Below are 26,286 nucleotides of genomic sequence, written 5' to 3' on the forward strand. Positions count from 1 at the left end.
GACGGGTTCGTCTCATTGACCCGATGCGGCTCAGACGCTAGGCCCTTTGCGACGAAACGCAAGGAGACCGTCGATGTCCAACCCCTCGCTCCTCATCCTGCCCGGAGACGGAATTGGCCCGGAAGTTATGGCCGAAGTGCGCAAAATCATCGATTGGTTCGGTGCCAATCGTGATCTTCACTTTGACGTGAGCGAGGATCTGGTCGGCGGTGCGGCCTATGATGCCCACGGCAAACCACTGTCGGACGAGACCATGGCCAAAGCGCAAGAGGTGGACGCAGTTCTGCTGGGTGCTGTTGGCGGCCCGAAATACGACGATCTGGACTTCAGCGTAAAGCCCGAGCGCGGCCTGCTGCGCCTGCGCAAGGAAATGGACCTGTATTCCAACCTGCGCCCAGCTCAGTGCTTTGATGCGCTGGCCGATTTCTCGTCGCTGAAGAAAGACATCGTTGCCGGTCTGGATATCATGATCGTGCGCGAGCTGACCTCGGGCGTCTATTTCGGCGAGCCGCGTGGCATCTTCGAAGAAGGCAACGAGCGCGTCGGCATCAACACCCAGCGCTACACCGAGTCCGAGATCGAACGCGCCGCGCGCTCGGCCTTTGAACTGGCGATGCGCCGGAACAAGAAGCTGTGCTCGATGGAAAAGGCCAACGTGATGGAATCGGGCATCCTGTGGCGCGAGGTCGTAGATCGTGTTGCCGGGGATTACCCCGAGGTTGAAGTCGTCCATATGTATGCCGACAATGGCGCGATGCAGTTGGTACGCGCACCGAAGCAATTCGATGTGATCGTCACAGACAATCTGTTTGGTGATCTGCTGTCAGACTGCGCGGCGATGCTGACCGGCTCGCTGGGCATGCTGCCGTCGGCCAGCTTGGGCGCCCCGATGGCAAACGGCCGCCCCAAGGCGATGTACGAGCCCGTCCACGGATCGGCCCCGGATATTGCCGGACAGGGTAAGGCCAATCCGATCGCCTGTATTCTCAGCTTTGCCATGGCGCTGCGCTACAGTTTTGATCAGGGCGCCGAGGCGGATCGTCTGGAAGCCGCAATCGAAAAAGTTCTGGCCGATGGTGTCCGCACTGCCGATCTGGCGGCGGCGGAAGGGGTTCAGCCGGTATCGACCTCGGAAATGGGGGATACGATCGTGGCGGCGCTGGACGAAAGCCTGTGACCCACGCTGTATGTGATTAGGAAAAGGCGGCGCCGGGTGCGTCGCCTTTTTTAGTTGCCAAAGATACTGTTCAACAGGTTGTTGATTTCCTGTGCGAACCCACCCTGCCGGCGACGTTGCTGTGATGGTTGCACTGTCTGTACCGGAGGTTCGGGTGCCATCATTGGCAACGACGTGGGTGTCATGCCATCCGTCACGCGGACCATCGTCTCTTTCCAAATCTCGGCGGGCAATCCACCGCCGGTGACGCCGGACAGTGGCGTGTTGTCGTCATAACCCATCCAGACCCCCGCAACATAATCCGCAGTGAAACCGATAAACCACGCATCCCGCGCGGCCTGCGTCGTGCCGGTTTTACCTGCCACCTGCCAACCCGGCAGCTTGGCGCGCGCGCCGGTGCCTTCGGACACCACCCGCTCCATCATCCAGGTCAGTTGTTTGGCAGCAGCATCGTTGATGACACGCTCGCCGATACCGGTGGTTGTAATCATAACCGGAGTGTCATCACCCAGAAGTTTCAGTTCGGTCAGCCCGTAGGGCTCTACCGCTGAACCGCCGTTCAGGATACCCGCATAGGCACCGGTCATCTCGATCAACGTGCTCTCGGATGCGCCCAGCGCCAGCGCCGGACCCTGCGCCAGATCACTGGCGATCCCGAACCCGCTGGCGACGGTGCGGACGTTGTCCAGGCCCGAGATCTCGGCCACTTTGACCGCCGGGATATTCAGAGAATTCTTCAACGCATCTGCCAGAGTGACCCGGCCGTAGAACTTGTTGGTGTAGTTCTTCGGGCACCACTGGCCCGAACCGGGGATGTTCACGCAATAGGGTTCGTCCATCACGGTATCCAGCGGGGAATAACCCAGCTCCAACGCAGTTGCGTAAACGAAGGGCTTAAACGACGACCCGGTTTGGCGCAGCGCCTGAGTGGCCCGGTTGAACGCCCCTGACACCTTGGTTTTTCGCCCGCCGACCATGCCGCGCACGGCGCCGTCTGCCGACATGACCACAATCGCAGCCTGTGCTTTCGACCCCTCCCGGACTTTCTCCTCGAAGATATATTTCAACGCCTCTTCGGCGGACTTCTGGATGCGCTGATCCAGAGTGGTGCGGATCACCACATCTTCAGTAGTGTTGCGGGTAAAGAATTCGGGCCCGCTGGCCATGACCCAATCAGCAAAATACCCGCCTGCCCGCGCCGCGGCGGCCTCGGACAGGGCAGCTGGTCGACTACGTGCTTCACTGGCCTGAGCTGACGTCAGATAGCCCTGATCCTCCATAAGGCCGACCACCAGCCGCGCCCGGTCCTGAGACCGTTGCAGGTTGTTTGTGGGCGCATAACGTGTGGGAGCCACCAGAAGCCCGGCCAGCATCGCTGCCTCAGCCGGGGACACTTCGGCCGCCGATTTACCAAAGTAACGCTGACTTGCCGCTTCGAAGCCACGTGCGCCTGCCCCAAGGAATGCGCGGTTCAGATAGATGGTCAGAATTTGATCCTTGGAATACTTGACCTCCATCGCCATCGCATAGATGGCCTCTTTGGCTTTGCGCCATAACGAACCTTGGCGGCAGTCGGCCTCATACGCGGCCTCTGACTCCCATTCGCTCGGTTCATAGGGCACGCCGAGGCATAGCAGTTTGGCGGTTTGCTGCGTAATGGTCGAGCCACCATGGCCCGATAACGGTCCGCGTCCTTCGCTCAGGTTGATCCGAACCGCGCTTGCGATGCCGCGCGGACTGACTCCGAAATGGCGGTAAAAGCGTTTGTCTTCGGTCGCGACCACCGCGTTTTTCAGATGCGGAGACACCGTATCCGCAGTGATCACCCCACCAAACTGGTCGCCACGCCAGGCGAAAACCTTACCGTCGCGATCCAGCAAGGTCACCGATCCGCGCGCGCGCCCGTCCAGCAGTGCGTCTACATCAGGCAGGGTGCTGTAGACGATGCCGATGGCCAGCGCCAGCATCAGCGCGGCCACAGCCCCGACGCGCCAGGTGACGCCCCAGATCAGACGCCCGATCCAACGGAACAACCGCCGAAACGGCCCGCCACCACCACCCGAGCGGCGGCGTGTCTTCTTGCGGGTTGTCTTGCGCGCCACCGGCTTGCGGACCACGGATTTCTTGCCCGCAGGCTTCGCAGCGCGCTTGGTCGCCGTCGGCTTACGCCGCTTCGACGGATATCTTTTGTCCGCGACCAGTGGCGGCTTACGGCGCTTGGACTCAGTCATGCTCAAACTCTGCCCGATTATACTTTTGTCGCACCATACCCCGGTGCTGCCGACATGTAGAGGTGTGAATTTCCGGTAATTCCCCTCCTGCAACCGCCTATTTTTTTATCATCCGCGAATTTCTGTGCAAAAAATATGCAATTTCTTTGATTTTCAGCGCCACCTACTCCCGAAATCCATTCCTATAAGCCCGTCCTCACGCTTTTTTTCTGCAGGTGCGAAATACCGGCCACTCCGGAAAAGCAGAGGGGAAAGACGTGAAATTTATCATTGCAACAATCAAGCCGTTCAAGCTCGAGGAGGTGCGCGAGGCACTGACCCAGGCTGGTGTTCGCGGCATGATGGTGACCGAAATCAAGGGCTTCGGCTCGCAATCGGGTCACACCGAGATTTACCGCGGCGCGGAATACGCTGTGAATTTCGTGCCCAAGATCAAACTCGAGATCGTAGTTCCGGCCACCATGGCCGACCAGATCGTCGAAACCATCTCCAACACCGCCAAGACCGGCAAGATCGGTGACGGCAAGATTTTCGTCCTCGATGTCGAGCAGGCCCTGCGCGTGCGGACCGGGGAAACCAACGAGGATGCGCTGTAAGCGCTCCACCCCAATCATTCGAGGACTGACTATGAACCTGACAAAATCTCTCATCCCTGCTGCCGCGCTTGTCGTGCTGCCGCAGATGGGCCTGGCGCAAGAGGCCGCCGAAGGCGAGGCCGCGCTGCACACCCAATATATATTCACCACCCTGCTGTTCCTGATGGCGGGCTTTCTGGTCTTCTTCATGGCGGCAGGTTTTGCCATGCTGGAAGGCGGTCTGGTGCGTTCCAAAAACGTGGCCATGCAAATGATCAAGAACATCGCGTTATTTTCCATTGCCGCGATCATGTACTGGCTGATTGGCTTCAACACGATGTATCCAGGGGACTTCAATGGTTTCTTTGCCATTGGCGGTCCAACTGTGCTGGATCCGGTTGGTGTTGACCCTGCCGAAGCCGCGCTGGACTATGCTTCGATCGGTTCGGACTTCTTCTTCCAGTTGGTCTTTGTCGCTGCAACAGCGTCCATCGTGTCGGGTGCCGTGGCTGAACGGATCAAGCTGTGGCCCTTCCTGATCTTTGTCGTCGTGCTGACCGGTATCCTGTACCCGATCTCGGGGTCCTGGCAGTGGGGTGGTGGCTGGCTGTCCGAAGCTGGCTTCTCGGACTTCGCCGGTTCAACCGTTGTTCATTCGGTCGGCGGCTGGGCTGCTCTGGCTGGCTGTCTGATCCTTGGTCCGCGTATCGGCAAGTACAAGGACGGCAAAGTTCACCCAATGCCCGGTTCGAATCTGGCGCTAGCCACCTTGGGGACATTCATCCTGTGGCTGGGTTGGTTCGGCTTCAACGGCGGCTCGCAACTGGCCATGGGCACCGTGGGTGACGTATCCGACGTGTCGCGCATCTTTGCCAACACCAATATGGCCGCAGCCTCTGGTGCGGTTGCCGCTCTGATCATGACACAGGTCCTGTATAAAAAGCCCGACCTGACCATGGTGTTGAACGGTGCGCTGGCCGGTCTGGTCTCGATCACCGCTGAACCTCTGGCCCCAACCCTGTTTGGTGCGCTGTGGATTGGTGCCGTGGGCGGTATCATCGTGGTCTTCGCGGTTCCGATGCTGGACAAGTTCAAAATCGACGACGTTGTCGGCGCAATCCCAGTTCACCTGTTCGCAGGCATCTGGGGCACCATCGCTGTGATCTTTTACGGTGAGGCGAACCTGATCACCCAACTGACCGGCATCATCGCATACGGTGTCTTCACCTTTGTCGGCGCGCTGATCCTGTGGATCATCCTGAAGGCGACCTTGGGTATTCGCGTCAGCGAAGAGGACGAGATCAACGGGCTGGATATGGCGGAACTAGGGATGGAGGCCTATCCGGAGTTTTCGAAGGGGTAAAAAACCGACTACTACAAAAAAACCCGGGCGTTCGCGCCCGGGTTTTCTTTTGCTACAACGTTTGCTTCAGACCCCAACGTCAACAATCGCCTTTGCCAAAATCGGCACTGTGTTGACGTTCAATCCGGCAATGTTCAGACGGCTGTCGCCCACCATGTAGATGCCGTGATCGTTTCGCAGCTTTTCGACCAGTTCCGGGGCCGCACCCAGGCGCGAGAACATGCCGCGGTGCTGGGCGATAAAACCGAAGCGGTCCGAACCACTCAGGCGCTGCAATTCGTCGGCCAGTTGCTGACGCAGACCCAGCATGGACAGGCGGACCTCTTCCAGTTCAGCCGCCCAGTCGGCGCGCAGGGCCTCGTCGTTCAGGATGGTCGTCACGACCCGCGCGCCGTGATCAGGCGGGAACGAATAGTTCTGGCGGTTCAGGAACGACAGCGTGGACTGGTTCAGCGCGGTTTCTTCCGCGTTATCGCTGATCGCCATCAGCAACCCGGTCCGCTCGCGGTAGACGCCAAAGTTCTTCGAACAGGATGCCGCAACCAGACAGCGGCTGACCGACGCGGCAACCAGACGTACTGCCTGTGCGTCTTCTTCCAGACCGTCGCCGAAACCCTGATAGGCGATGTCGATCATCGCCACCAACCCGCGCGTGTTGATCAGGTTCACCACCTCTTGCCATTGCACAATGTTCAGATTGGCCCCGGTCGGATTGTGGCAGCAGCCGTGCAGCAGGACAACGTCACCCACTTTGGCTGTCTTGAGATCTTCGATCATCCCGTCGAAATCGACGCCACGAGCTTCGCCGTCGAAATACCGGTACGGGACCGTCTCGATCCCAAGATAGTGCAGGATCGACAGGTGGTTCGGCCAGGTCGGGTTCGACACGAACACACGGGCCGTGGGGTTGGCCATGCGGATCATCTCGAAGGCCTGACGGCAAGCACCGGTGCCGCCGGGGGTCGCCGCAGCAGCAATGTTGTCGCGCGGCACGGCGTCACCAAGGACCAGACCAATCATTGCGTCCGCAAAGGCCGGATCACCCGCCAGCCCGGTATAGGCCTTGCTTTCCTGCTCTTCCAGAATACGCTTTTCGGCTGCTTTTACCGCACGCATCACCGGCGTTACGCCGTCAGCATTCTTGTAGACACCCACGCCCAGATCGATCTTCTGATCGCGGGGGTCTTCGCGGTACATCTGCATCAGCGCCAGAATCTTGTCGGCAGGCTGTGGTTTCAGGTTCTCGAACATCAGTTCTCTCCGGTTGCGACGGGCAGGGTCGGGAAGGCACCCCATTCAGCCCAGGAGCCGTCATAAAGCGAGTGGTCTTTCTTGCCCATGCGTTCAAGCGCCAGGCTGAGGATCGCTGCGGTCACTCCTGACCCGCAGGATGTGATCGCCGGTTTCGACAGGTCCACGCCTGCGGCTTTGAACACGGCACGGCAGTCTTCGGGCGATTTCATTGTGCTGTCGGCATTCAGCAACTGGGTAAACGGCACATTGCGCGAGCCAGGAATGTGGCCCGAACGCAGCCCTTCGCGCGGCTCGGCCTCGGTCCCGGCAAAGCGTGGGGCCGACCGGGCGTCGATGATTTCATGGTCCGTCAGCTTTGCAGCGGCAGAGACTTGCGTTACATCGCGCACCAGGTGGTTCTGGACACGCACGGTCATATGCCTGTCACGGATAACGGGGGGCAGATCCTCGATCTCGCGACCTTCGGCCTGCCATTTGGGCAAACCGCCATCCAGAACGGCGATGTTGTCCTGGCCCATCAGGCGGAACAACCACCAAACGCGCGCTGCCGACATCAGCCCAGCGCCGTCATAGACGACCACCTGATGGCCATCGCCCACGCCCATCGCCCGCAGGCGTGACATGAACTTCTCGACCGGAGGTGCCATATGCGGCAGGTCCGAACGGTGGTCCGAAATCTCATCGATATCAAAGAACCGGGCGCCCGGGATGTGGCCAGCATCGTATTCCGCCTTGGCATCGCGGTTCTGCGCAGGCAGATACCATGACCCGTCCAAAATCCGAAGATCCGGATCCTTTAAATGTGCGGCCAACCAATCAGTAGATACGAGGGTTTTCGGATCGTCCTGCATCAAAGCCTCTCCTAAGCGAGCTTGAATTTTCCCTATAGGTGAGAGGCCAAACGTGCAAGCCATGCCAAGGCCTGCCCCCCTTGCGAACTGGTATTTTTTTCCGATCACCGACGTTTGCCTGCTTGACAGGCGGCACCTTGTGCCAGACACCTGCGTGACATGGTTTCCAAAGGGGAATTTCCCCAGAGGAATGAAAAGGGAATCCGGTGCGACAAGACCCGTCTATGCCGGAACTGCCCCCGCAACTGTAGGCGGAGCTTCGCCCCAGCAGGACCACTGACCGAACGCATCGGTTGGGAAGGTCGGGACCGAACTCAATCCGCAAGTCAGGAGACCTGCCATGTGCAAGCCGGGCGACAGCCCAATTTAAACCTATCCGCCGTCGGGTGTGACGGTAAGGAGATCAAACTATGCACATCGAACCGGGCGTCGTAAACGGCGCCAAACTTGTCCTGAGCTACGCCACCGCGACCGGAGCAGGGCTCTATACCGCTAAACTGGCATGGGACAGTCTGAAAAGCAGCGGCCTTGCCAGCCTCGCCATTCGGTCGGCCCTGACCACCGGGCTGGTTTTCGCCTTCTTTGAAATATTGCCGCACTTCCCAGTCGGGGTGTCAGAAGTACACTTCATTCTGGGATCGACGCTGTTTTTGTTGTTTGGCGCAGCACCTGCTGCCATCGGCCTGATTGCGGGCCTGTTCATTCAGGGGTTTTTCCTGGCCCCTTTCGACCTGCCTCAGTTCGGGATGAACATGACAACGTTGCTGGTGCCATTGTTTGCCTTGCAGGCCTTGGCCGGCCGCATCATCGCGCCGAATACGGCCTATGTTGATCTGAAGTATTCTCAGGCGCTTGCGCTGTCCACAGCCTATCAGGGCGGAGTTGTCGTCTGGGTGGCATTCTGGGCGTTTTTTGGTCAAGGATTTGGGGCCGAGAACCTTGCGGCCGTTGTCAGCTTTGGCGCTGCCTACATGCTGGTTATCCTGATTGAGCCGCTGGCCGATCTGGCCGTTTTGGCCGCAGCGAAATCCACGCGGGACATGGGCAAGTTTGGCCTGTTCACGCCACGCCTACACAACGCGGCATAATCCCCTTGCGCCGCGTTACTCTGCGCGGCGCAACCTGAAATGCTGAATAATTCCGATCAGGCTAATCAGAATCCAGAATCCTTCAATCAACATTGACGCCAGATTGAAATTGTAGACCAACGAATAAACGATCAGGACCGAGCCCAGCAGGTTCACCACCGGGAATGCCAGATCGTCGGAATTCATCATCCGCATCTGGGTCGCGAAATACGCAGCGACCACGATCAGGGCTCCGAAGGACCCGATGGCATCGACGATAGTCAGGTTGTCGAGCAATGCAGTCATAGGCTGTGTCCGTTTTTTAAATTTCAGTCAGATGCGGGTAATGGTGCATGTTGAGAAAACTCGCCCCATCCACGCCAGCTCGGTAGCCGTGCGGCAGATCGGCTGCAAAGCGCAGGCCTTGCCCGGTTTGCAAGGGCAACCATTCTCCGTCTCGTAGAATTTCCAGCGTACCGCCAAGAACAAAGACCTCTTCTGTGACTCCTGCGGCATGGGGCGGGGATTCATGGCTTTGACTCGGGGTGAGCTCCACGTGAAAAGTCTCTGCTCCCAAATCCGGATCAAAGGGAAAGACAATTTTGACCTTGATGCTGCCAGGAAAGGTCACCGTCTGAAACACGCCCGCATTTGAGGGATCGCGCAATACTGCCGAGCCAATCAATGCGCTGAGTGGCAATTCGAACCCTTTGGCAATTTTCCACAGCGTCGCGATGGTCGGGCTGGATTCACCGCGTTCGATCTGGCCCAGCATCGCTTTGCTGACGCCCGTCATCTCGGCCACTTTCGACAGGCTCAGCCCCGTGGCTGCCCGTACATCCCTAAGCTTCAGCGTGATTTCGTCCGGTGCCATATCATCGTCTCTCGAATCCTCTTGTACGTTATAGCGCACATGTGATACGTGCGCTATAACGCACGAACCCCAAGACATGCAACCCGAGGCAATAGGGAAACAGCATATGCCATTGTACCGATCCAGAACCTCTACTCACGGCCGCAACATGGCGGGCGCACGCGGCCTGTGGCGCGCCACCGGCATGGGTGATGATGATTTTGGCAAACCGATCATCGCCATCGTCAATTCGTTCACCCAATTCGTGCCCGGCCACGTCCACCTGAAAGACCTTGGCCAGATGGTCGCGCGCGAGGTCGAGGCCGCAGGTGGTGTCGCCAAAGAGTTCAACACAATCGCCGTGGACGATGGCATCGCCATGGGTCACGACGGGATGCTGTATTCGCTGCCGTCCCGTGAGGTGATTGCGGATTCGGTCGAATACATGGTCAACGCACATTGCGCTGACGCGATGGTTTGTATCTCGAACTGCGACAAGATCACTCCGGGCATGTTGATGGCCGCGATGCGCCTGAACATCCCGGCAATCTTTGTTTCGGGCGGGCCGATGGAGGCCGGAAAGATCGACATCGAAGATCTGGACGTGAAAAAGATCGACCTTGTCGACGCGATGGTCGCGGCCGCCGACGACAAATACACTGACGAACAGGTCAAGCATATCGAGGAAAACGCCTGCCCCACCTGCGGGTCGTGTTCAGGCATGTTCACTGCCAACTCGATGAACTGTCTGGCCGAAGCGCTGGGTCTGGCCCTGCCGGGCAACGGCTCGACCCTGGCCACCCACGCGGATCGCAAGGAACTGTTCCTCGAAGCCGGGCGCCGCATCGTCGAGATTACCAAGCGGCATTATGAGCTGGACGAAAAAGGCTTCTTGCCGCGCGAGATCGCCACGTTCGAGGCGTTCGAAAACGCCATGAGCCTCGATATTGCCATGGGCGGGTCCACCAACACGGTTCTGCACCTGCTGGCCATTGCCCACGAGGGCGAGGTTCACTTCAACATGAGCCATATGGATCATCTCAGCCGCAAAGTACCGTGCCTGTGCAAAGTCGCGCCGAATACCGAGAATGTGCATATGGAAGACGTCCACCGTGCTGGTGGCATTTTCTCGATCCTTGGCGAGTTGAGCCGCGCCGGGCTGCTGCACGAAGATTGCAGCACCGTGCATTCGGCCACGATGGGCGAGGCAATCGCCAACTGGGACATTAAGGTCGCCAACAACCCCAAGGCGCAGGATCTGTTCAAGGCCGCCCCGGGTGGCGTTCGCACCACGCAGGCGTTCAGCCAGTCGAACAGGTACAAAGAGCTGGACACAGACCGCGAAGGCGGCGTGATCCGCTCAAAAGAGCACGCGTTCAGTCAGGACGGAGGTCTGGCGGTTCTGTTCGGCAACATCGCGCGCGACGGCTGTATCGTGAAAACGGCGGGCGTCGACGAGAACATCCTGAAATTCACCGGCTCGGCCTATGTCTGCGAAAGTCAGGACCAGGCTGTCAACGACATCCTGACCGGTAAGGTGGTTGAAGGCGACGTTGTGGTCATCCGCTACGAAGGTCCACGTGGCGGGCCGGGGATGCAGGAAATGCTGTACCCGACCTCGTATCTGAAATCGAAAGGGCTGGGCAAAGCCTGCGCGTTGTTGACCGACGGGCGCTTTTCGGGCGGTACATCCGGGTTGTCCATCGGCCACGTCTCTCCCGAAGCTGCCGAAGGTGGTGAGATCGGGCTGGTGAAAACCGGCGACAAGATCGAAATCGACATCCCCAACCGCACGATTCATCTGGCCGTATCGGACGAGGTACTTGCCGAGCGGCGCGAAGAACAGGATGAAAAGGGTTGGCATCCGGCAGAGCCACGCAAGCGCAAAGTTTCGACCGCGCTGAAAGCCTATGCCAAACTGACCACCAGCGCGGCCAAAGGGGCTGTGCGTCAGGTTTGAGTTAGAAATTGCTCAACAAAAAACAGTCCACCTTTCCGGTGGTCTGTTTTGGTTATGCTGTGCGGACATTGCTACCGATCATCTACTTGCTTGAAAGTTGACCACATTGAGCCTTCGATGCCATGTTTGGCGCCATGGCAATTGGTCTACTCAAACTCAGCAACGGTCACTTTTCTTTGGAATTCGAAGAAGAGGATGTTTCAGACGTTGTAGAGGCAATTAGAACTGAGTTCGGCAAAGCCGAACAAAAGCAATTTGTTATGGCGAGCGAAGTGAAGTTTGGTGGCGCCACTTTCGTGTTTCAAAATGAGTGGCAAGACCCATGCCTGGTCTCGTCCTGTCTTCAGGGCGATCAGTGCCTTCGGCAAATTCGTGAAAAGTTGAGCAGGCAATAGAGCCAACATATGGACAGAGTGAGTTTGGACACTTTGGGCTCGAAGCAGACACTCACCTGAAAATCAAATTCTAAGCAGATGCGTACCTGCCGGGCGCACCCATTGCTCCTCAATCACCCAGCTTGGCGTGAACCTCGTCCAGATCGATCTCACCAACGGGCATTTTGTTGCCCGGGTTTTCGAAATCGTATTTGAACAATTCGAAATCCTGTTTGTAGATTTCATAGACCAAATGCATGGACAGATCGTCAAAGTAGTCCTCGACCGGATGCGCGCGTTTGGGGCCATGCCCTTCGGATTCATTGAAACGCGGAATCCCGGACAGTGTCACAGGGTGCGCCGTATCCAAGTTGTCCAGCACGCCCTGCATGCCGTCGTTGAATTTTTCCGTCCAGAATATGCGATCATAGCGACCGCCATTTGCGATCAGCGTCGACACATGCCCTGACATGGCCGACCAGTGAATATCGGGGTCCATGGGCCGCCGCCACCGGATCGTATCGCGCGCGAACAATAGGAACCGGCGGAAACTGGCAATCTGGTCAAACTCGCCCTTGCCGTCTTCACCGCCAACTTCAATCCCGTAGTTGTAAACCAAGGTCGGCACCAGATTACCGCGATAGCGTTTGCCGTTGCGTTGGATGCCACAGATCTTGTCGAAAAAGGAACTGAGGATTCGGGTATACGGATTACGTACACAGGTGAACGTGTAAGACCCGTGCGATTGCACATTGCGGGCGATCAGATCCTGACTGCCATCAAAAGCCCATTTGTGCAGCCCGTCCTGCGCATCATGGATGTCACCATCGAAGAACTGACCATGATCCGAGTAATACATGATCTGCCCAATGGTCGAGCAGGCACATTTGGGCACCACGCGGTAAACCATGCTCTGACTCTCGGTCATCCATGTCCCGGGAAAACCCATTTGCCGCGCCTCCTTCGCCGGTTCGGTCTCAGGCCGATACTCTGGCATTCGGCGTAAAAGAACCAAAAATATTCTGTTTATTCAATCGCTCATCCTCAGTATCACGGATGGAAACGAGCGGAAATGAGAATTGCGGACCTCGATGGCAAAGATTGCCTACATTTTACTGTGTCACAAAGACCCTGAAGCAATCATCGCACAGGCCGAGCAACTGACCGCTGTCGGCGATTGCATGGCCATCCATTTCGATGCACGCGCCAAAGCAACGGATTACGAGCGCATCCGCAAGGCATTGGAAAGCAATCCAAACGTCACTTTCGCGCGCAAGCGGATCAAATGCGGCTGGGGGGAATGGTCGCTGGTTCAGGCCACCTTGTACGCGGTTCAGGCAGCGGTCGATGCTTTTCCGCGCGCCACGCATTTCTACATGCTGTCGGGTGATTGCATGGCGATCAAAACGGCCGAATACGCGCATCGGTTTCTGGATGAAAACGACGCGGATTTTATCGAGAGCCACGATTTCTTCGAAAGCAACTGGATCAAGACCGGCATGAAAGCGGACCGGCTGATCTATCGCCACTATTTCAACGAGCGAACCCAAAGCCGTCGGTTTTACGGAGCCTATGAACTTCAGAAGCGATTTAACCTGACACGCGACATCCCGGCGGATTTGCAGGTTATGATCGGTAGCCAATGGTGGTGTCTGCGCCGCCGTACGATTGAAATGATTCTGGCCTTTCTGCGCGAGCGACGGGATGTGGTCCGCTTCTTCTCAAGCACCTGGATACCGGACGAGACGTTCTTTCAGACGCTTGTCCGGCATCTGATCCCGAAAGAAGAAATAAACAACCGCACGCTGACCTTTCTGATGTTTTCGGACTACGGCATGCCGGTCACCTTCTACAATGATCACTACGATATGCTGCTGGGGCAGGATTACCTGTTTGCACGGAAAATCAGCCCCGAGGCGCATGAGCTCAAAGACAGGTTGGGGCGCCTTTATGCCACCGAAGGTGTCACGTTTCAGGTGTCGAACGAAGGGCGCAGCCTTTACAATTTTCTGACCGGACGCGGACGTGTCGGACGGCGTTATGCGAAACGGTTCTGGGAAGCCGCGAATACTCTGGGGCCCGAACGCGAGCTGTTTCTTGTCGTCTGTAAGAAATGGCACGTCGCGAAGCGCCTGATTGATCAGATCGCATCAGAAACCGATATCCCCTGCGTCGAATACCTGTTCAACGAGCTTGCAACACCGCTGCCGGATTTGGGTGGGATCGAAACGACCTTGACCAAGCGCTCGCGCCATCGTCGTGCGCTGGTGCAAATGTTGTTCGACCATTTCGGATCGGACCGGCTGGTTCTGTGCCTCGACCCGTCAAATCTGGACATTGTTCAAGACTTCTGCGCCGATCAGGCCCGCACTCATGTATTGGAGATCGAGTGCGACTATTCCAACGACTATCTGATTGGCCACGCTCGACGTGTGGGGCTGGCCGGGGAGACCAGCCCGGCGGAAACGGTCGAACGTCTTCTGCCAACCATTCGCAACGACATCGCATATGAATCGGAACAGATTCGCGGATCTGGGTTTGACGGGTATTTGCGCCTGCGCCAGTCCGCGCCCAATTCCGAGAACGAACGTGCCCTGGCGCAGTTCCTTGGCATTGCCGAGAACAAGGCCCAGGCCATCATGCGGTTGGATTATCTGTTTTGTGATTAAGCCCGGCGGCGTAAGGTGCACCGCCGGGTGATATAATCAGATGTCGAACTTGACGCCCTGCGCCAGCGGCAGTTCAGCCGAATAGTTCACCGTATTGGTCTGACGGCGCATATAGGCTTTCCACGCGTCCGAACCGCTTTCTCGCCCGCCACCGGTTTCCTTTTCACCGCCAAAGGCACCACCGATCTCTGCCCCCGAAGGACCGATATTGACGTTGGCAATGCCGCAATCGGACCCGGCTGCGGTCAGGAACTGCTCGGCTTCGCGCATGTTCAGCGTGAACACGCAGGAAGATAGGCCCTGCGGGACGTCATTCTGAATCTCCAGCGCGTCCGCAAAGTCGTCATAGCCCATGACATAGAGAATCGGCGCGAAGGTCTCGGTCTTCACGGTCGCAGTCTGACCGGGCATTTCGACAATAGCAGGCTCCATGTAGACGCCAGCCGGAACGCCTTCGGTGACGCGATTGCCGCCGAACACCGAACCGCCTTCTGCCTCAGCGGCTTTCAGCGCCGCAGTCATTGCGGCACCTGACGCTTCGTCCACCAGCGGGCCGACCAATGTGCCCTCGGCCAGCGGGTTGCCGATGGGCAGACCGGCATAGGCTTTCTTCAGGCGGCTCACCAGCTCCTCGCGGATTGAATTGTGCACGATCAGACGGCGCAGCGTGGTACAGCGCTGACCTGCGGTGCCAACAGCCGAGAAAACAATGGCGCGCACGGCCATTTCCAGATCGGCCGAGGGGCCAACGATCATCGCGTTGTTGCCGCCCAGTTCCAGAATACACTTGCCGAAACGCTGAGCCACGATGGGGGCCACCGCGCGACCCATGCGGGTCGAACCGGTGGCCGAGATCACCGGCACATCCTCGCTGGCCACCAGCGTCTCACCCAGATCAGCACCGCCGATCAGGGTTTGCAGCAGGTGGTCAGGCGCGTCACCAAACCGAGCCAGCGCGCGTTCAAAAATCTTCTGGCAAGCCAGCGCGGTCAGCGGGGTTTTCTCGGACGGTTTCCAGATCACAGGATCACCGCAAACCAGCGCAATCGCGGCGTTCCACGACCACACCGCAACCGGGAAGTTGAAGGCCGAGATCACACCGACCGGACCCACGGGGTGCCAGGTTTCCATCATCCGGTGGCCCGGACGCTCGGACGCGATGGTCAGGCCATAAAGCTGACGCGACAGACCCACGGCAAAGTCGCAGATATCGATCATCTCCTGCACTTCGCCCAGACCTTCGGACGTGATCTTGCCCGCTTCCCAGCTGACCAGCGCGCCCAGATCATCCTTGGCGGCGCGCAGCTCCTCGCCCAGCAGGCGGATCAGTTCACCGCGACGGGGGGCAGGTACGGTGCGCCACGCCTTGAACGCTGATTTGGCGTTGGCGAATACAGCATCCATATCCGACGCCAGTGTCTCATGCACCTCGGCCAACAGGCTGCCGTCGATCGGTGACGTCACCTTGAGCGTTCCGCCTTTCAGTTCGGCCTCAGTCAGATCCAGATTTGCAAGCGTGGTTTGGGCTGTCATCACTATGTCTTTCATCTCTCAGGCCGCCTTGTTCTGTTCGGTTACGTCACCAGCACGGTACAGCTGGCCAAATTCTGTGTTCAGGAAATCGGTCAGTTTGACCTGCTCTTGACGGATAAAGCCTTTCGAGGGCAGCGCCCCTGTCCGCATCAGATCGACCACACCCAGAACGCCTGCGGCGGTGGTGATCTGAATGGCGCTCCAGACCTGCCCGTTGATCGTGCGGGCGAAGGATTTGTTGATCAGGGATTTCTCGCGCAGCACGCCGTCGATCTTGCCCTTTGCGGTGCAATAGACCAGCACCACGTCCTGATCGGTGCGGGGCAAAGCGGCCTCGAAAATCTCTTTCAGTAGATCGCGGCGGCGCTCCAGCCCCAGATCGTTCAACAGCAGCTTCAGAATATCGCAGTGGCCCGGATAGCGGATCGAGCGATAGGATACAGCCCGCGCCTTGCCTTCCAGGGTCTCAGGCAAAGTGCCCAGACCGCCCGAGGTGTTGAAGCATTCATATTCCACACCATCGTGGCCCAGAACCTCATAGTCCTCCAACGGAGCGGTCTTCACCAGCTCGCCATTCACGATGGCATCGCAGGGGTTGCAGTATTCGTTGATCAGCCCGTCGGTCGACCAGGTCAGATTGTATTTCAACGCGTTTGTCGGATACAGTGGCAAGGCCCCGACCCGCATGTGCAGGCTGTCGATCTCATCGAATTCGGCGGCCAGCGCGGCGCCCGCAATGCCAACAAAACCCGGTGCCAAGCCACATTGCGGCATAAAGGCTGTGTCGCTGTCTTCCGCCAGCTGGCGCACGGCATTTGTGGCGGCCACATCTTCGGTCAAGTCGAAGTAGTGGGCACCAACCGTCTTGGCTGCCGCAGCAATCGCAGGGGTCAGGAAAAACGGAGCCGCCGAGATGATTGCATCGAAGCCTGTGAGGGCTTCGGTCATCCCAGCCTCGTCCTTGGCATCGATCTGTTTCGTCGACACACCCAGTCGGGATATTTCACCCAGCGCCTTCAGATCGTGATCCGCCACAGTCACACGATAATTCGGGGACCCTTTGAGCAAGGTGGCAATCATCTGCCCGATCTTGCCAGCCCCAATAACGCAAATGTTCCAGTTCACGACACGCCTCCATTGCCTGTTTTCATTCAGTATGAAGGGCAGCTTGTTCGGTTCGCAGGGTAAATCTTGACGAAACCGTCGTTATCTTCGGCGTATTATCGGAATTATCGTTATTTCGACGGCCAAGCCGGTCAATGGCTGCTACGCAGGATCAGTTCCGGCTCTAGCCACAGCTGTTCTTCGGGTTTGTCAGGGCTTTCAGCCCTGCGGTCCAACAGACCAACCACCTCGGCCACCAGTTCGGGAATGGGATTGCGCAGCGTGGTCAGTGAGAATGACGGCCAGGCAGCCATCGCAATGTCGTCGAACCCCAACACTGAAATATCCTCGGGCACACAAATACCTTTCTCGCGCAACGCTGTTAACGCCCCGATGGCCATCGCGTCATTGGCACAGACCAAGGCGTCAATCTCACCTCTCTGCACCAGCCGGGCGGCCGCGTCATATCCGCTTTGAACCGTGAAATCGCCCGTTTCTTCGGCGATCAGGGATAGGTTCTGCGACGATAAAGCCTGACACAGCCCTTCGCGCCGCCAATGTGACGAACTGAACTGCCCGGGACCGCCGATATAGGCAAACCGGGTTCGCCCCCTGCCCAGCAATGCAATCGTCCCGCGACGCATCCCGTCTGAATTACGGCAGCTCACATTGTCGACCCCCGGCGCATCCAGCATACGGCCACTTGAAATCACCGGAATGCTCAGCTTGCCACAGGATTCCACAATGTCTTCGTTCAGGCTGCCTGACCGCAGGATGATCGCCTCGAGCGGATAACGCAGCACGTTCGAGACCGCCTCGCGCGCAGTTTCTTCCGAGCCGCCAATCACGATAGGCCAGCGTCCCGCACCGCAAAGCCCGGTGGTCAGATGCTTGAGAACCTCCTGATCGTATTCATTCGGCATTTCGCCCACAAAGATCGCGACAAGGTTCGATCCACCTGCCTGTAGACTGGCGGCCAAAGCGTTGGGACGATAGCCCAACTCCTCCGCAGCTTTCAGGATGGCCTTTCGCTTTTCGGCATTCAGATAAGCACCGGGGGTGAACGCCCGCGACACAGCCGAGCGGGACGATCCGGCCATTTTCGCCACGTCTTCCGCCGTCACCCGCTTTGTTCGGGGGCCGCTTCTGGGTTTCATCTCAGCGCCTCACTGTCTTGTGTGCAGTTTCGTCAAAATACTTCACATTCGTCACAGCCGCGTTACAGTGCACTTGTATGTGAACACGTGTGCAGATTCCATACAAGGGGAGATCGGGGGGAATCTAAGATTAATTTCAAGGATTTAACTCGTATTCCAGTACGGAATCACGTGCGTACATTATTTGGAGTCGCAGGTCTCTGCGGGCCAAACCACCTCAATGTGCCCTCTGGGCCTCTTTGATCGGAGATACAGAATGACTCGTCTGACTCTCGCCTCTGCCGCAGCTGCGACGCTGCTGTCCGGCGCTGCTTTTGCGGAAACCGAAATCACCTTGTGGCACGCCATGGGCGGCGCGCTGGGGGATACCGTCAACCAGATCGCAGCGGATTTCAACGCCAGCCAAGACGAATACACCGTCACCCCCGTCTTCAAAGGCACCTATGAAGAAACCCTGACCGCAGGCATCGCCGCCTTCCGTGCAGGAGAGCAGCCGAACATCCTGCAAGTGTTTGACGCGGGTGCTGCCACCGTGATCGGTGCAAAAGGCGCAACTATTCCAGTTCAGGACCTGCTGACCGGGAATGGCGTCGAGTTCGATATCGAAGATTATATCTCGGGCGTGCGCTACTTCTTTGCCGACAGCGACGGCAAGATGATCGGTATGCCGTTCAACTCATCCTCGCCCATCATGTACTACAATGTGCAGGCGCTGGAAAAAGCAGGCGTGACCCCGCCGAAAACCTGGGAAGAGTTCCAGACCGTCACTGCCCCCGCGCTGAAAGAAGCCGGCTACACCGCCCTGTCGCAGTCGCACCTGCCCTGGATCTTCACCGAAAACTTCATGTCGCGCCACGACCTGCCGTTTGCCACCAACAACAATGGCTATGACAGCAACGACACCGAAATTCTGGTGAACAACGACGCCATCAAAGCACACTTTACCGCGGTTCAGGACTGGCAGGACAAAGGCTATTTCGAATGGTTCGGCACCGGTTGGGGCGACAACCAGACCCCGTTCGAGGACGGCAAGGTTGCAATCTGGCTGGGCTCGTCGGGTTCGTTTGGCGGCCTGTCCAAGAAAGACCTGCCGTTTGATTTCTCGGCTACCTATCTGCCCTATTGGGAAGCGGTCATCGCCGAGCCCAAACAGACCTTCATCGGAGGTGCAGCCCTGTTCGCGATGGCTGGTAAGCCTGCCGAGGAAAACGAAGCCACCGCTGCGTTCTTTGAGTTCCTGACCGCGCCGGAAACCCAGTATTTCTGGCACAAGGAAACCGGCTATGTTCCGATTACCGAAGCCGCTTATGAGCTGGCAAAATCGGACGGTCACTATGAAACCGCACCGGCTGCTGAGGTTGGTATCAAGCAGCTGTCGCTGCCTGCCGGTGACAACACCAAAGGCTATCGCATGGGCTTCTACGTTCAGATCCGTGACGTGATGAACCGCGAATATGGCCGTATCCTGACTGGTGAAACTTCGGTTGAAGACGCGTTCAAGAACATCGAGACAGAAGCCAACCAGCTGCTCGAGCGTTTCTCGAAAACTCAGGGGTAATCTGATACTCTGACCGGGCGCGGCGGTTGCAGACATCTGCGGCCGCCGCCCTTAATTCAATGAAAGGAAGGCCAGCATGAAGCGCGCAGGCTTTGACACGAAATGGCTGCCGATCCTGCTGCTGCTGCCGCAGTTGATCATTATCGCAGTCTTCTTCTATTGGCCCGCAGCCCATGCGATCCAGTCCTCGATGTTCCTGCAAGACCCGTTCGGGTTCGGATCGACCTTCGTCGGTGCCGACAATTACACCGATCTGGCTGCGAATGCGGAATACCGCCGTATCGCCTGGTTCACGGTTGTGTTCACCGTGCTGGTCACGTTTTTCTCACTGGGTATTGCGCTGCTGCTGGCCGTCAAGGCCGACAAAGTCATTCGTGGCGCGCGCAGCTATCGGACCCTGCTGATGTGGGTCTATGCGGTTGCCCCTCCGGTCGCGGGCTTCATCGGTCTGATCATGTTCGACCAAAGCTGGGGACCACTGACCGAGTTCGCGCAGAAACTCGGTTGGGATTTCAAGCTGGGCGTCAACAATTTCGACACCGCAACCGCGATGATCGTCGTCTCGGTCTGGAAACAGGTGCCTGTCAATTTCATCTTCTTCCTGTCCGGCCTGCAATCCATCCCGCGTTCCGTGCGCGAGGCCGCGCTGATCGACAATGGCTCGGCCACCAGCCGGTTCTGGGATGTCACTTTCCCGCTGCTGGCACCCACAGGGTTCTTCCTGCTGATCATCAACATCACCTATTCCCTGTTCGACACTTTCGGCACCATCGACGTGCTGGTGAAGGGTGAGCCGGGCAACAACCCGATGACGCTGGTCTACAAGGTCTATGTGGACGGGTTCCGCGGCAATGACCTGGGCGGATCGTCGGCGCAATCGGTTGTCCTGATGGTGTTGGTACTGGCGTTGACCATCTTCCAGTTCCGGCTGGTCGAACGTCGCATCCATTATACGTAAGGGGGCCTGTCATGACACATGTTCATACCGCACAAAGCGTCGAAACGGCGGCCCCCAAGGTCTCAAAACGCCGTATTCGTCTGAGTGATATCGGCGACCACGTGGTCCTGATCCTTGGCGCGCTGTTCATGCTGCTGCCGCTGTTGGTGGTCTTTCAAATGACCACGATGCCGGATGTCGAGGTGATCAAGACCGGCCCGACCCTGCAAATCGGCGATCAGCTAGGCCCTAACTTTGACAAGGCGATGTTTCAGGCCTCGGGCTTTTCCGGCTTGAACACCGGAACCAGCATGCTGATGAACTCGTTCATTCTGGGCATCGGCTTTGCGGTCGGCAAGATCGTCATCGGCATGATGGCGGCTTATGCGATTGTCTATTTCCGCCTGCGCTTTGCCACGCTGGCGTTCTGGATCATCTTCACCACGCTGCTGCTGCCGCTTGAGGTGCGCATCCTGCCTTCATACGAAGTGATCCAGAAGCTGGGAATGCTGAACACCTATCAGGGCCTGATCATCCCGCTGATCGCTTCGGCCACAGCGACATTCTTCTTCCGGCAATACTACCGCTCGGTCCCTGAAGAACTGGTCGAGGCCGCGCGTATCGATGGCGCGGGTCCGATCAAGTTCTTCATCGACATTCTGGTGCCACTCAGCCGGACGATGATTGCCGCGATGTTTATCATCATGTTCGTCTTCGGCTGGAACCAGTATCTGTGGCCGACGATGATCACCACCGAAGAGGATATGTTCACCCTGGTCCGCGGCATCAAACAGATCACGCAGGTTCTTGAAGGCAACAATGTCCCCGAATATGGCCGCGCGAACATGCTGGCAATCATCGCCATCATCCCGCCGGTCTTCGTCGTCATTTTCTTCCAAAGCTGGTTCGTCAAGGGCCTGACGGAATCCGATAAGTAAGGAATACACCACATGGCTCAGGTTTCCCTGAACGCAATCCGCAAGCTTTATCCCAACGGGTTCGAGGCGGTCACGCCCTCCAGCTTCCATATCGACGATGGCGAATTCGTCGTGCTGGTCGGCCCGTCGGGCTGCGGTAAATCCACACTGCTGCGCATGATCGCGGGGCTTGAAGATATCACCGAAGGCACCTTGCATATCGGCGACCGCGAGGTGAACAATGTCGATCCCGCAGATCGCGACATCGCGATGGTGTTCCAGAACTATGCTTTGTATCCGCATATGACGGTACGCAAGAACATCGCTTACGGTCTGAAGAACCGTAAAACCCCGGCGGCCGAGATTGACCGCAAAGTGGCCGAGGCCTCGGCGTTGTTGAATCTGGATGACTATCTGGATCGCAAACCGTCGCAACTGTCGGGCGGTCAGCGCCAACGCGTCGCCATGGGCCGCGCCATCGTGCGCGACCCGGCCCTGTTCCTGTTTGACGAACCGTTGTCGAACCTGGATGCCAAACTGCGCAACCAGATGCGGATCGAGATCAAGGCACTGCAACGGCGTCTGGGCGTGACCTCGATCTACGTCACCCACGATCAGGTCGAAGCGATGACCATGGCCGACCGCATCATCGTCATGAACAGCGGCAAGATCGAACAGATCGGCACCCCGGCCGAGGTCTATCACTCCCCCGCCTCGACCTTTGTGGCGGCCTTCATGGGCGCGCCGCCGATGAACCTGCTGAACGCGCGGGCCAGCGGTGGATCGGTGCGCTTTGCCGATACCCACATCACCGATGGTGCCCCGGCCGATGGTCCCGTGACCCTTGGCATCCGCCCCGAGGATCTGTTGCTGGACCCTGCCGGGCCGCTGTCGATCACTATCGACATCATCGAGGAACTGGGCGCACATCGTCTGCTGCATGCCTCGATCGGGCAGGAACAACTGACCGTGCATGTGGGCAAGGATACCGAAGTGTCCCCCGGCCCCGCCAACCTGTCGGTCAAACCCGGCACGGCCTCTCTGTTTGCAATTGAGACCGGAAAGCGCCTGTGACCCATACAGTTCCGACCTTGCCGCTGGTCTCGGACACCGAGCGCCAGCGCATCCTCACGGCCCCTCGCACGGCTGAGGCGCATCGTGCATTGCTGGCGGGCATTCCCGCAATGAACTTGCTGCAAACCGGTGGAGAGGCCCCGGATACAGCCCTGCCGCAAGAGATTTCCGTTGCGGCGTGGAATCTGGAACGCTGTCTTTTCCCCGAAGAAAGCGCCAGCCATCTGGCACCCTATGCCCCGCAAGTGGTTCTGCTGTCCGAGATGGATCACGGCATGGCCCGCACCGGGCAGCGCCACACAACTGCGGATATGGCTCACGCGCTGGGCATGACCTATGCCTACGGGGTCGAGTTTCACGAACTGGATCTCGGCGGCCCGACGGAACGGGCCTACTGCACCGACGATTTCAACACCCGGGGCTGGCACGGCAACGCGATCCTCAGTTCGGTGCCCTTCGAGCGGCTGATGCTGCTGCGGCTGGATGAGGACGGGCATTGGTTCATGACCGATGGCGGCGCGGGCGACCCGGAACAACCGCGCGTCGGTGGCCGTATGGCGCTGGCGGCGATCCTGCCCGGACAGGACGGGCCCATTTGCGTGGTGTCGACACATCTGGAAAGCAACTCGGGCGCGGCGCACCGTGCTGCTCAGTTCGATGCGCTGCTGGACAGGCTGGACCAGTTCGCGCCGGACATGCCCGTGATCATCGGCGGGGACCTGAACACCGGAAACCACATCCCTCCGAATTTCGACTGGCGGGATGAGACTTTGTTCCAGAATGCAGAGCAACGCGGCTATGACTGGTCTTGTTCACCCGAGGGCATGACCACACGGCCAAGCCTGATCACACCCCATCCGTCCCGGCAAATGCGACTGGACTGGTTTTGCACCCGAGGGGTCATCTGCGCGGACAAGCGGCGCGTGCCTTCGGTGACCGAAGAAGGCAAACCACTGTCCGACCACGATGCGGTCTGGTGCCGGGTCACCCAAGGCTGAAGGTTACAACCACGATGTGCCGCGCCTTTGGCGTCGGCACATCGTAAACCCTTGGCAAAGTTGCGATGTCTTTTGGACCACCCCCTTGCACAATATCCAGACCACGTTACACCTTTGCCGGGGTCGCCCGTCAGATGGGTGAGATCATGACAATTGCAAATGACAAGCCAGGTGCCCAGTACGGGTGTGCCTGATCCGACATGAAACCAGGCCGTCGCGGCCAGATGAAAGAAAGATCTGCTTATGTTGACCGGAAAACACCTGATCGCAGGCAATTGGACTGGCTCAGAGGCCAGCTTTTCTTCGGACCCGGCCCATGGGCCCAGCCATGACTTTTCAGTGGGTACGCCGGCGGATGTAGACGCGGCGGCTCAAAGTGCCGAGCAGGCGTTTCTGACGTTCGGATGGTCCTCACGCGCGGATCGCGCCGCCTTGCTGCGCGCCATCGCCGATGAGATCGATGCGCGCGGCGAGGCGATCACCGAAATCGGAACTCAGGAAACCGGTCTGCCCGAAATGCGGTTGCAGGGCGAACGCGGTCGTACCGTGGGGCAGTTGCGCCTGTTTGCCGATCACATCGAAAATGGTTCCTATCTGGACCTGCGCCACGATACCGCCCTGCCCGACCGCGCACCACTGCCCCGGCCCGATTTGCAGATGATCCAGCGCCCGTTGGGGCCGGTCGCCGTTTTCGGAGCCTCTAACTTCCCGTTGGCTTTTTCGGTTGCTGGCGGCGACACTGCAGCAGCCCTGGCGGCTGGCTGCCCAGTCGTGGTCAAAGGCCACCCGGCCCATCCCGGCACCGGCGAGATCGTGGCCCAAGCCATCGACGCCGCGATCAAATCAACCGGCACGCATCCAGGCGTGTTCTCTCTGATCCAAAGCAACGGGATCGAGGTCGGCACCGCGCTGGCCCAACACCCGCTGATCCGTGCGGTGGGTTTCACCGGATCGCTACGCGCCGGTCGTGCCCTGTTCGACCTGTGCGCTGCCCGACCCGAGCCAATCCCTTTCTTTGGCGAGCTGGGCTCGGTCAATCCGATGTTCATCCTGCCGCAAGCGGCATCCGCGCGCGGCACCGAAATCGGAACGGGATGGGCCGGATCGCTGACCATGGGCGTGGGCCAGTTCTGCACCAATCCCGGTATCGCCGTCATCATCGACGGGCCCGAGGCGGATGCGTTTCAGGACGCAGCCGAAACCGGGCTATCTGCCGTTGCCGACCAGACCATGCTGACCCCGGGTATCGCCGCCGCCTATCGCGACGGCACCGCGCGCGTGGCCGCGGGTACCGGGGTGACCAAGATCATGGGTAACAGCTGTGATGCCCGCAACGCGGCACCTTATCTGTTCTCGGTATCGGGCGACGATTGGCTGAGCGATCACAAATTGCAGGAAGAGGTTTTTGGCCCGCTGGGCATCATCGTGCGTGCCAAGGATCTGGATCAAATGCAACAGATCGCCCACGCCGTTGAAGGTCAGCTGACCTGCACGCTGCACATGGACGACGCCGACCGCGACGCTGCCCGGACCCTTATGCCGATGCTGGAGCGTAAGGCAGGCCGGTTGCTGGCGAACAGCTTCCCCACAGGCGTTGAGGTCTGCGACAGCATGGTTCATGGCGGCCCCTACCCGGCTTCGACCAATTTTGGTGCGACATCGGTCGGTACGCTGTCGATCCGCCGCTTCCTGCGCCCGGTCTGTTATCAGGACATCCCGGCAGACCTGCTGCCCGAGGCGACCTGAAACCCGACGTCAAAGGACGCCAGATATGAAGCTGCTGCGCTTCGGTGCAACCGGTTCGGAAAAACCCGGTTTGCTGGACAACAACGGTGATATCCGTGACCTGTCTGGCGAGGTCGCGGATATTGCAGGCGAGGCGCTGAGCGACAAGGTTCTGGCAAAATTGCGCGAGATCGATCCGCACAGCTTACCCCTGGTCGACGGCACAGCGCGTATCGGGCCTTGCGTCGGTCATGTCGGGAAATTCATCTGCATAGGCCTGAACTATGCCGACCACGCAGCCGAGGCCGGAATGGAGCTGCCCGCCGAACCGGTGATCTTTCTCAAGGCGACCTCGGCCATCTGCGGCCCCAACGACACGGTCGAAATCCCGCGCGGCGCGGTCAAGACCGATTGGGAGGTCGAGCTGGGCGTGGTGATCGGCAAGGCGGCGAAATACGTATCCGAGGAAGATGCACTTGGCCATGTCACCGGATATTGCGTCGTCAACGATGTGTCAGAGCGCGATTTTCAGCTTCACCGCTCTGGCCAGTGGGTCAAAGGAAAATCGGCCGACACGTTCGGACCAATTGGCCCGTGGCTTGTGACCCGGGATGAGGTTCCTGACCCACATAATCTGTCTATGTATCTTGAGGTGAACGGACACCGGTATCAGGATGGATCAACCAGAACGATGCATTTCGGTGTGGCCAAAGTCATCTCATACCTGTCGCAGTTCATGTCGCTACAGCCCGGGGATATCATCTCCACCGGGACGCCTCCGGGTGTTGGAATGGGTCAGACACCACCGGTTTACCTAAAGCCCGGAGATCGGCTGGAAACAGGGGTCGAAGGCCTTGGCGTACAACGTCAGACCGTTAGTGCGGGCTGACCTTGCGGCAGTGGCGACCG

Annotated in this window: 23 protein-coding genes and 1 riboswitch; of the genes, 14 read left to right on the top strand and 9 right to left on the bottom strand. The window is 58.6% G+C overall.

Annotation, left to right across the window (positions count from 1 at the left end; genetic code table 11):
• The first annotated feature begins 73 nt into the window (after nucleotides 1-73).
• Nucleotides 74-1,177 carry a 3-isopropylmalate dehydrogenase gene (leuB, locus tag ACP0GE_RS11440; RefSeq protein ID WP_424832073.1) on the top strand — a complete coding sequence of 368 codons (1,104 nt, stop codon included), beginning with the start codon at nucleotides 74-76 and terminating at the stop codon, nucleotides 1,175-1,177.
• 50 nt (nucleotides 1,178-1,227) lie between these two features.
• Here the strand turns inward: leuB and ACP0GE_RS11445 are convergent, their stop codons facing one another.
• Nucleotides 1,228-3,408, bottom strand: a complete 2,181-nt coding sequence (locus tag ACP0GE_RS11445) for a transglycosylase domain-containing protein (RefSeq protein ID WP_424832074.1) — start codon at nucleotides 3,406-3,408, stop codon at nucleotides 1,228-1,230.
• 257 nt (nucleotides 3,409-3,665) lie between these two features.
• On the opposite strand from ACP0GE_RS11445, the gene ACP0GE_RS11450 reads away from it, so the two are divergent.
• Together ACP0GE_RS11450 and ACP0GE_RS11455 are read left to right on the top strand one after the other, a co-directional pair.
• Nucleotides 3,666-4,004: a P-II family nitrogen regulator gene (locus ACP0GE_RS11450; RefSeq protein ID WP_424832075.1), complete on the top strand. Its 339-nt coding sequence runs from the start codon at nucleotides 3,666-3,668 to the stop codon at nucleotides 4,002-4,004.
• 31 nt (nucleotides 4,005-4,035) lie between these two features.
• The gene (locus ACP0GE_RS11455; RefSeq protein ID WP_424832076.1) at nucleotides 4,036-5,346 is read left to right on the top strand and encodes an ammonium transporter; all 1,311 of its coding nucleotides are present in this window, start codon (nucleotides 4,036-4,038) and stop codon (nucleotides 5,344-5,346) included.
• Between the two features lie 66 nt (nucleotides 5,347-5,412).
• On the opposite strand, the gene ACP0GE_RS11460 is transcribed toward ACP0GE_RS11455, so the two are convergent.
• Entirely contained in the window at nucleotides 5,413-6,597 is a 1,185-nt protein-coding gene (locus tag ACP0GE_RS11460) for an aromatic amino acid transaminase (RefSeq protein ID WP_424832077.1), read from the bottom strand.
• Nucleotides 6,597-7,451, bottom strand: coding sequence for a 3-mercaptopyruvate sulfurtransferase (gene sseA, locus ACP0GE_RS11465; protein ID WP_424832078.1), 855 nt, complete (start codon nucleotides 7,449-7,451; stop codon nucleotides 6,597-6,599). The genes ACP0GE_RS11460 and sseA overlap by 1 nt, the downstream gene beginning before the upstream one ends.
• 144 nt (nucleotides 7,452-7,595) lie before the next feature.
• Nucleotides 7,596-7,808, top strand: a riboswitch (cobalamin riboswitch).
• A gap of 53 nt (nucleotides 7,809-7,861) precedes the next feature.
• On the opposite strand from sseA, the gene ACP0GE_RS11470 reads away from it, so the two are divergent.
• Nucleotides 7,862-8,539: an energy-coupling factor ABC transporter permease gene (locus tag ACP0GE_RS11470; RefSeq protein ID WP_424832079.1), complete on the top strand. Its 678-nt coding sequence runs from the start codon at nucleotides 7,862-7,864 to the stop codon at nucleotides 8,537-8,539.
• Between the two features lie 15 nt (nucleotides 8,540-8,554).
• Here the strand turns inward: ACP0GE_RS11470 and ACP0GE_RS11475 are convergent, their stop codons facing one another.
• Both ACP0GE_RS11475 and ACP0GE_RS11480 read right to left on the bottom strand, forming a co-directional pair.
• Nucleotides 8,555-8,824, bottom strand: a complete 270-nt coding sequence (locus ACP0GE_RS11475) for a CBU_0592 family membrane protein (protein ID WP_424832080.1) — start codon at nucleotides 8,822-8,824, stop codon at nucleotides 8,555-8,557.
• Nucleotides 8,825-8,840: 16 nt separating this feature from the next.
• On the bottom strand, nucleotides 8,841-9,392 hold the full coding sequence (locus ACP0GE_RS11480; protein ID WP_424832081.1) for a helix-turn-helix domain-containing protein: 552 nt from the start codon (nucleotides 9,390-9,392) through the stop codon (nucleotides 8,841-8,843).
• A gap of 106 nt (nucleotides 9,393-9,498) precedes the next feature.
• On the opposite strand from ACP0GE_RS11480, the gene ilvD reads away from it, so the two are divergent.
• Entirely contained in the window at nucleotides 9,499-11,331 is a 1,833-nt protein-coding gene (ilvD, locus tag ACP0GE_RS11485; protein WP_424832082.1) for a dihydroxy-acid dehydratase, read from the top strand.
• Nucleotides 11,332-11,453: 122 nt separating this feature from the next.
• Nucleotides 11,454-11,726, top strand: coding sequence for a hypothetical protein (locus ACP0GE_RS11490; protein WP_424832083.1), 273 nt, complete (start codon nucleotides 11,454-11,456; stop codon nucleotides 11,724-11,726).
• A gap of 109 nt (nucleotides 11,727-11,835) precedes the next feature.
• Here the strand turns inward: ACP0GE_RS11490 and ACP0GE_RS11495 are convergent, their stop codons facing one another.
• Nucleotides 11,836-12,654, bottom strand: a complete 819-nt coding sequence (locus ACP0GE_RS11495) for a sulfotransferase family protein (protein WP_424832084.1) — start codon at nucleotides 12,652-12,654, stop codon at nucleotides 11,836-11,838.
• 142 nt (nucleotides 12,655-12,796) lie between these two features.
• On the opposite strand from ACP0GE_RS11495, the gene ACP0GE_RS11500 reads away from it, so the two are divergent.
• Entirely contained in the window at nucleotides 12,797-14,374 is a 1,578-nt protein-coding gene (locus ACP0GE_RS11500) for a DUF5928 domain-containing protein (RefSeq protein ID WP_424832085.1), read from the top strand.
• Nucleotides 14,375-14,410: 36 nt separating this feature from the next.
• Here the strand turns inward: ACP0GE_RS11500 and ACP0GE_RS11505 are convergent, their stop codons facing one another.
• The 3 genes from ACP0GE_RS11505 to ACP0GE_RS11515 all read right to left on the bottom strand — a co-directional run bounded on the left by ACP0GE_RS11505 (nucleotide 14,411) and on the right by ACP0GE_RS11515 (nucleotide 18,168).
• Nucleotides 14,411-15,907, bottom strand: coding sequence for an aldehyde dehydrogenase family protein (locus tag ACP0GE_RS11505; RefSeq protein WP_424832086.1), 1,497 nt, complete (start codon nucleotides 15,905-15,907; stop codon nucleotides 14,411-14,413).
• 18 nt (nucleotides 15,908-15,925) lie between these two features.
• Nucleotides 15,926-17,032, bottom strand: coding sequence for a saccharopine dehydrogenase family protein (locus ACP0GE_RS11510; protein WP_424832087.1), 1,107 nt, complete (start codon nucleotides 17,030-17,032; stop codon nucleotides 15,926-15,928).
• Nucleotides 17,033-17,163: 131 nt separating this feature from the next.
• A complete protein-coding gene (locus tag ACP0GE_RS11515; protein WP_424832088.1) occupies nucleotides 17,164-18,168 on the bottom strand; it encodes a LacI family DNA-binding transcriptional regulator in 1,005 nt (334 codons plus the stop codon).
• A 256-nt stretch (nucleotides 18,169-18,424) separates the two neighbouring features.
• On the opposite strand from ACP0GE_RS11515, the gene ACP0GE_RS11520 reads away from it, so the two are divergent.
• The 7 genes from ACP0GE_RS11520 to ACP0GE_RS11550 all read left to right on the top strand — a co-directional run bounded on the left by ACP0GE_RS11520 (nucleotide 18,425) and on the right by ACP0GE_RS11550 (nucleotide 26,266).
• The gene (locus ACP0GE_RS11520) at nucleotides 18,425-19,726 is read left to right on the top strand and encodes an extracellular solute-binding protein (protein ID WP_424832089.1); all 1,302 of its coding nucleotides are present in this window, start codon (nucleotides 18,425-18,427) and stop codon (nucleotides 19,724-19,726) included.
• Between the two features lie 76 nt (nucleotides 19,727-19,802).
• The gene (locus tag ACP0GE_RS11525; protein WP_424832090.1) at nucleotides 19,803-20,684 is read left to right on the top strand and encodes an ABC transporter permease subunit; all 882 of its coding nucleotides are present in this window, start codon (nucleotides 19,803-19,805) and stop codon (nucleotides 20,682-20,684) included.
• A gap of 128 nt (nucleotides 20,685-20,812) precedes the next feature.
• Nucleotides 20,813-21,601, top strand: a complete 789-nt coding sequence (locus ACP0GE_RS11530) for an ABC transporter permease subunit (RefSeq protein ID WP_424833844.1) — start codon at nucleotides 20,813-20,815, stop codon at nucleotides 21,599-21,601.
• Nucleotides 21,602-21,613: 12 nt separating this feature from the next.
• Nucleotides 21,614-22,654 carry an ABC transporter ATP-binding protein gene (locus tag ACP0GE_RS11535; RefSeq protein WP_424832091.1) on the top strand — a complete coding sequence of 347 codons (1,041 nt, stop codon included), beginning with the start codon at nucleotides 21,614-21,616 and terminating at the stop codon, nucleotides 22,652-22,654.
• Entirely contained in the window at nucleotides 22,651-23,652 is a 1,002-nt protein-coding gene (locus ACP0GE_RS11540; protein ID WP_424832092.1) for an endonuclease/exonuclease/phosphatase family protein, read from the top strand. Before ACP0GE_RS11535 ends, ACP0GE_RS11540 begins: the two co-directional genes overlap by 4 nt.
• 243 nt (nucleotides 23,653-23,895) lie before the next feature.
• Nucleotides 23,896-25,398 (top strand): aldehyde dehydrogenase (NADP(+)), encoded by a 1,503-nt coding sequence (locus tag ACP0GE_RS11545; RefSeq protein WP_424832093.1) that lies wholly within the window; start codon nucleotides 23,896-23,898, stop codon nucleotides 25,396-25,398.
• A gap of 25 nt (nucleotides 25,399-25,423) precedes the next feature.
• The gene (locus ACP0GE_RS11550) at nucleotides 25,424-26,266 is read left to right on the top strand and encodes a fumarylacetoacetate hydrolase family protein (RefSeq protein WP_424832094.1); all 843 of its coding nucleotides are present in this window, start codon (nucleotides 25,424-25,426) and stop codon (nucleotides 26,264-26,266) included.
• Nucleotides 26,267-26,286: the final 20 nt, after the last annotated feature.

This window comes from Ruegeria sp. (assembly GCF_965243365.1).
Lineage (GTDB): Bacteria > Pseudomonadota > Alphaproteobacteria > Rhodobacterales > Rhodobacteraceae > Ruegeria.

Excerpts from the sequence above, each read along its gene's own strand:
- leuB (WP_424832073.1), top strand. The coding sequence starts at position 74 with ATGTCCAACCCCTCGCTCCTCATCCTGCCCGGAGACGGAATTGGCCCG.
- ACP0GE_RS11445 (WP_424832074.1), bottom strand. The coding sequence starts at position 3,408 with ATGACTGAGTCCAAGCGCCGTAAGCCGCCACTGGTCGCGGACAAAAGA.
- ACP0GE_RS11455 (WP_424832076.1), top strand. The coding sequence starts at position 4,036 with ATGAACCTGACAAAATCTCTCATCCCTGCTGCCGCGCTTGTCGTGCTG.
- ACP0GE_RS11460 (WP_424832077.1), bottom strand. The coding sequence starts at position 6,597 with ATGTTCGAGAACCTGAAACCACAGCCTGCCGACAAGATTCTGGCGCTG.
- sseA (WP_424832078.1), bottom strand. The coding sequence starts at position 7,451 with ATGCAGGACGATCCGAAAACCCTCGTATCTACTGATTGGTTGGCCGCA.
- ACP0GE_RS11470 (WP_424832079.1), top strand. The coding sequence starts at position 7,862 with ATGCACATCGAACCGGGCGTCGTAAACGGCGCCAAACTTGTCCTGAGC.
- ACP0GE_RS11475 (WP_424832080.1), bottom strand. The coding sequence starts at position 8,824 with ATGACTGCATTGCTCGACAACCTGACTATCGTCGATGCCATCGGGTCC.
- ACP0GE_RS11480 (WP_424832081.1), bottom strand. The coding sequence starts at position 9,392 with ATGGCACCGGACGAAATCACGCTGAAGCTTAGGGATGTACGGGCAGCC.
- ilvD (WP_424832082.1), top strand. The coding sequence starts at position 9,499 with ATGCCATTGTACCGATCCAGAACCTCTACTCACGGCCGCAACATGGCG.
- ACP0GE_RS11490 (WP_424832083.1), top strand. The coding sequence starts at position 11,454 with ATGTTTGGCGCCATGGCAATTGGTCTACTCAAACTCAGCAACGGTCAC.
- ACP0GE_RS11495 (WP_424832084.1), bottom strand. The coding sequence starts at position 12,654 with ATGGGTTTTCCCGGGACATGGATGACCGAGAGTCAGAGCATGGTTTAC.
- ACP0GE_RS11500 (WP_424832085.1), top strand. The coding sequence starts at position 12,797 with ATGGCAAAGATTGCCTACATTTTACTGTGTCACAAAGACCCTGAAGCA.
- ACP0GE_RS11505 (WP_424832086.1), bottom strand. The coding sequence starts at position 15,907 with ATGACAGCCCAAACCACGCTTGCAAATCTGGATCTGACTGAGGCCGAA.
- ACP0GE_RS11515 (WP_424832088.1), bottom strand. The coding sequence starts at position 18,168 with ATGAAACCCAGAAGCGGCCCCCGAACAAAGCGGGTGACGGCGGAAGAC.
- ACP0GE_RS11520 (WP_424832089.1), top strand. The coding sequence starts at position 18,425 with ATGACTCGTCTGACTCTCGCCTCTGCCGCAGCTGCGACGCTGCTGTCC.
- ACP0GE_RS11525 (WP_424832090.1), top strand. The coding sequence starts at position 19,803 with ATGAAGCGCGCAGGCTTTGACACGAAATGGCTGCCGATCCTGCTGCTG.
- ACP0GE_RS11530 (WP_424833844.1), top strand. The coding sequence starts at position 20,813 with ATGCTGCTGCCGCTGTTGGTGGTCTTTCAAATGACCACGATGCCGGAT.
- ACP0GE_RS11535 (WP_424832091.1), top strand. The coding sequence starts at position 21,614 with ATGGCTCAGGTTTCCCTGAACGCAATCCGCAAGCTTTATCCCAACGGG.
- ACP0GE_RS11545 (WP_424832093.1), top strand. The coding sequence starts at position 23,896 with ATGTTGACCGGAAAACACCTGATCGCAGGCAATTGGACTGGCTCAGAG.
- ACP0GE_RS11550 (WP_424832094.1), top strand. The coding sequence starts at position 25,424 with ATGAAGCTGCTGCGCTTCGGTGCAACCGGTTCGGAAAAACCCGGTTTG.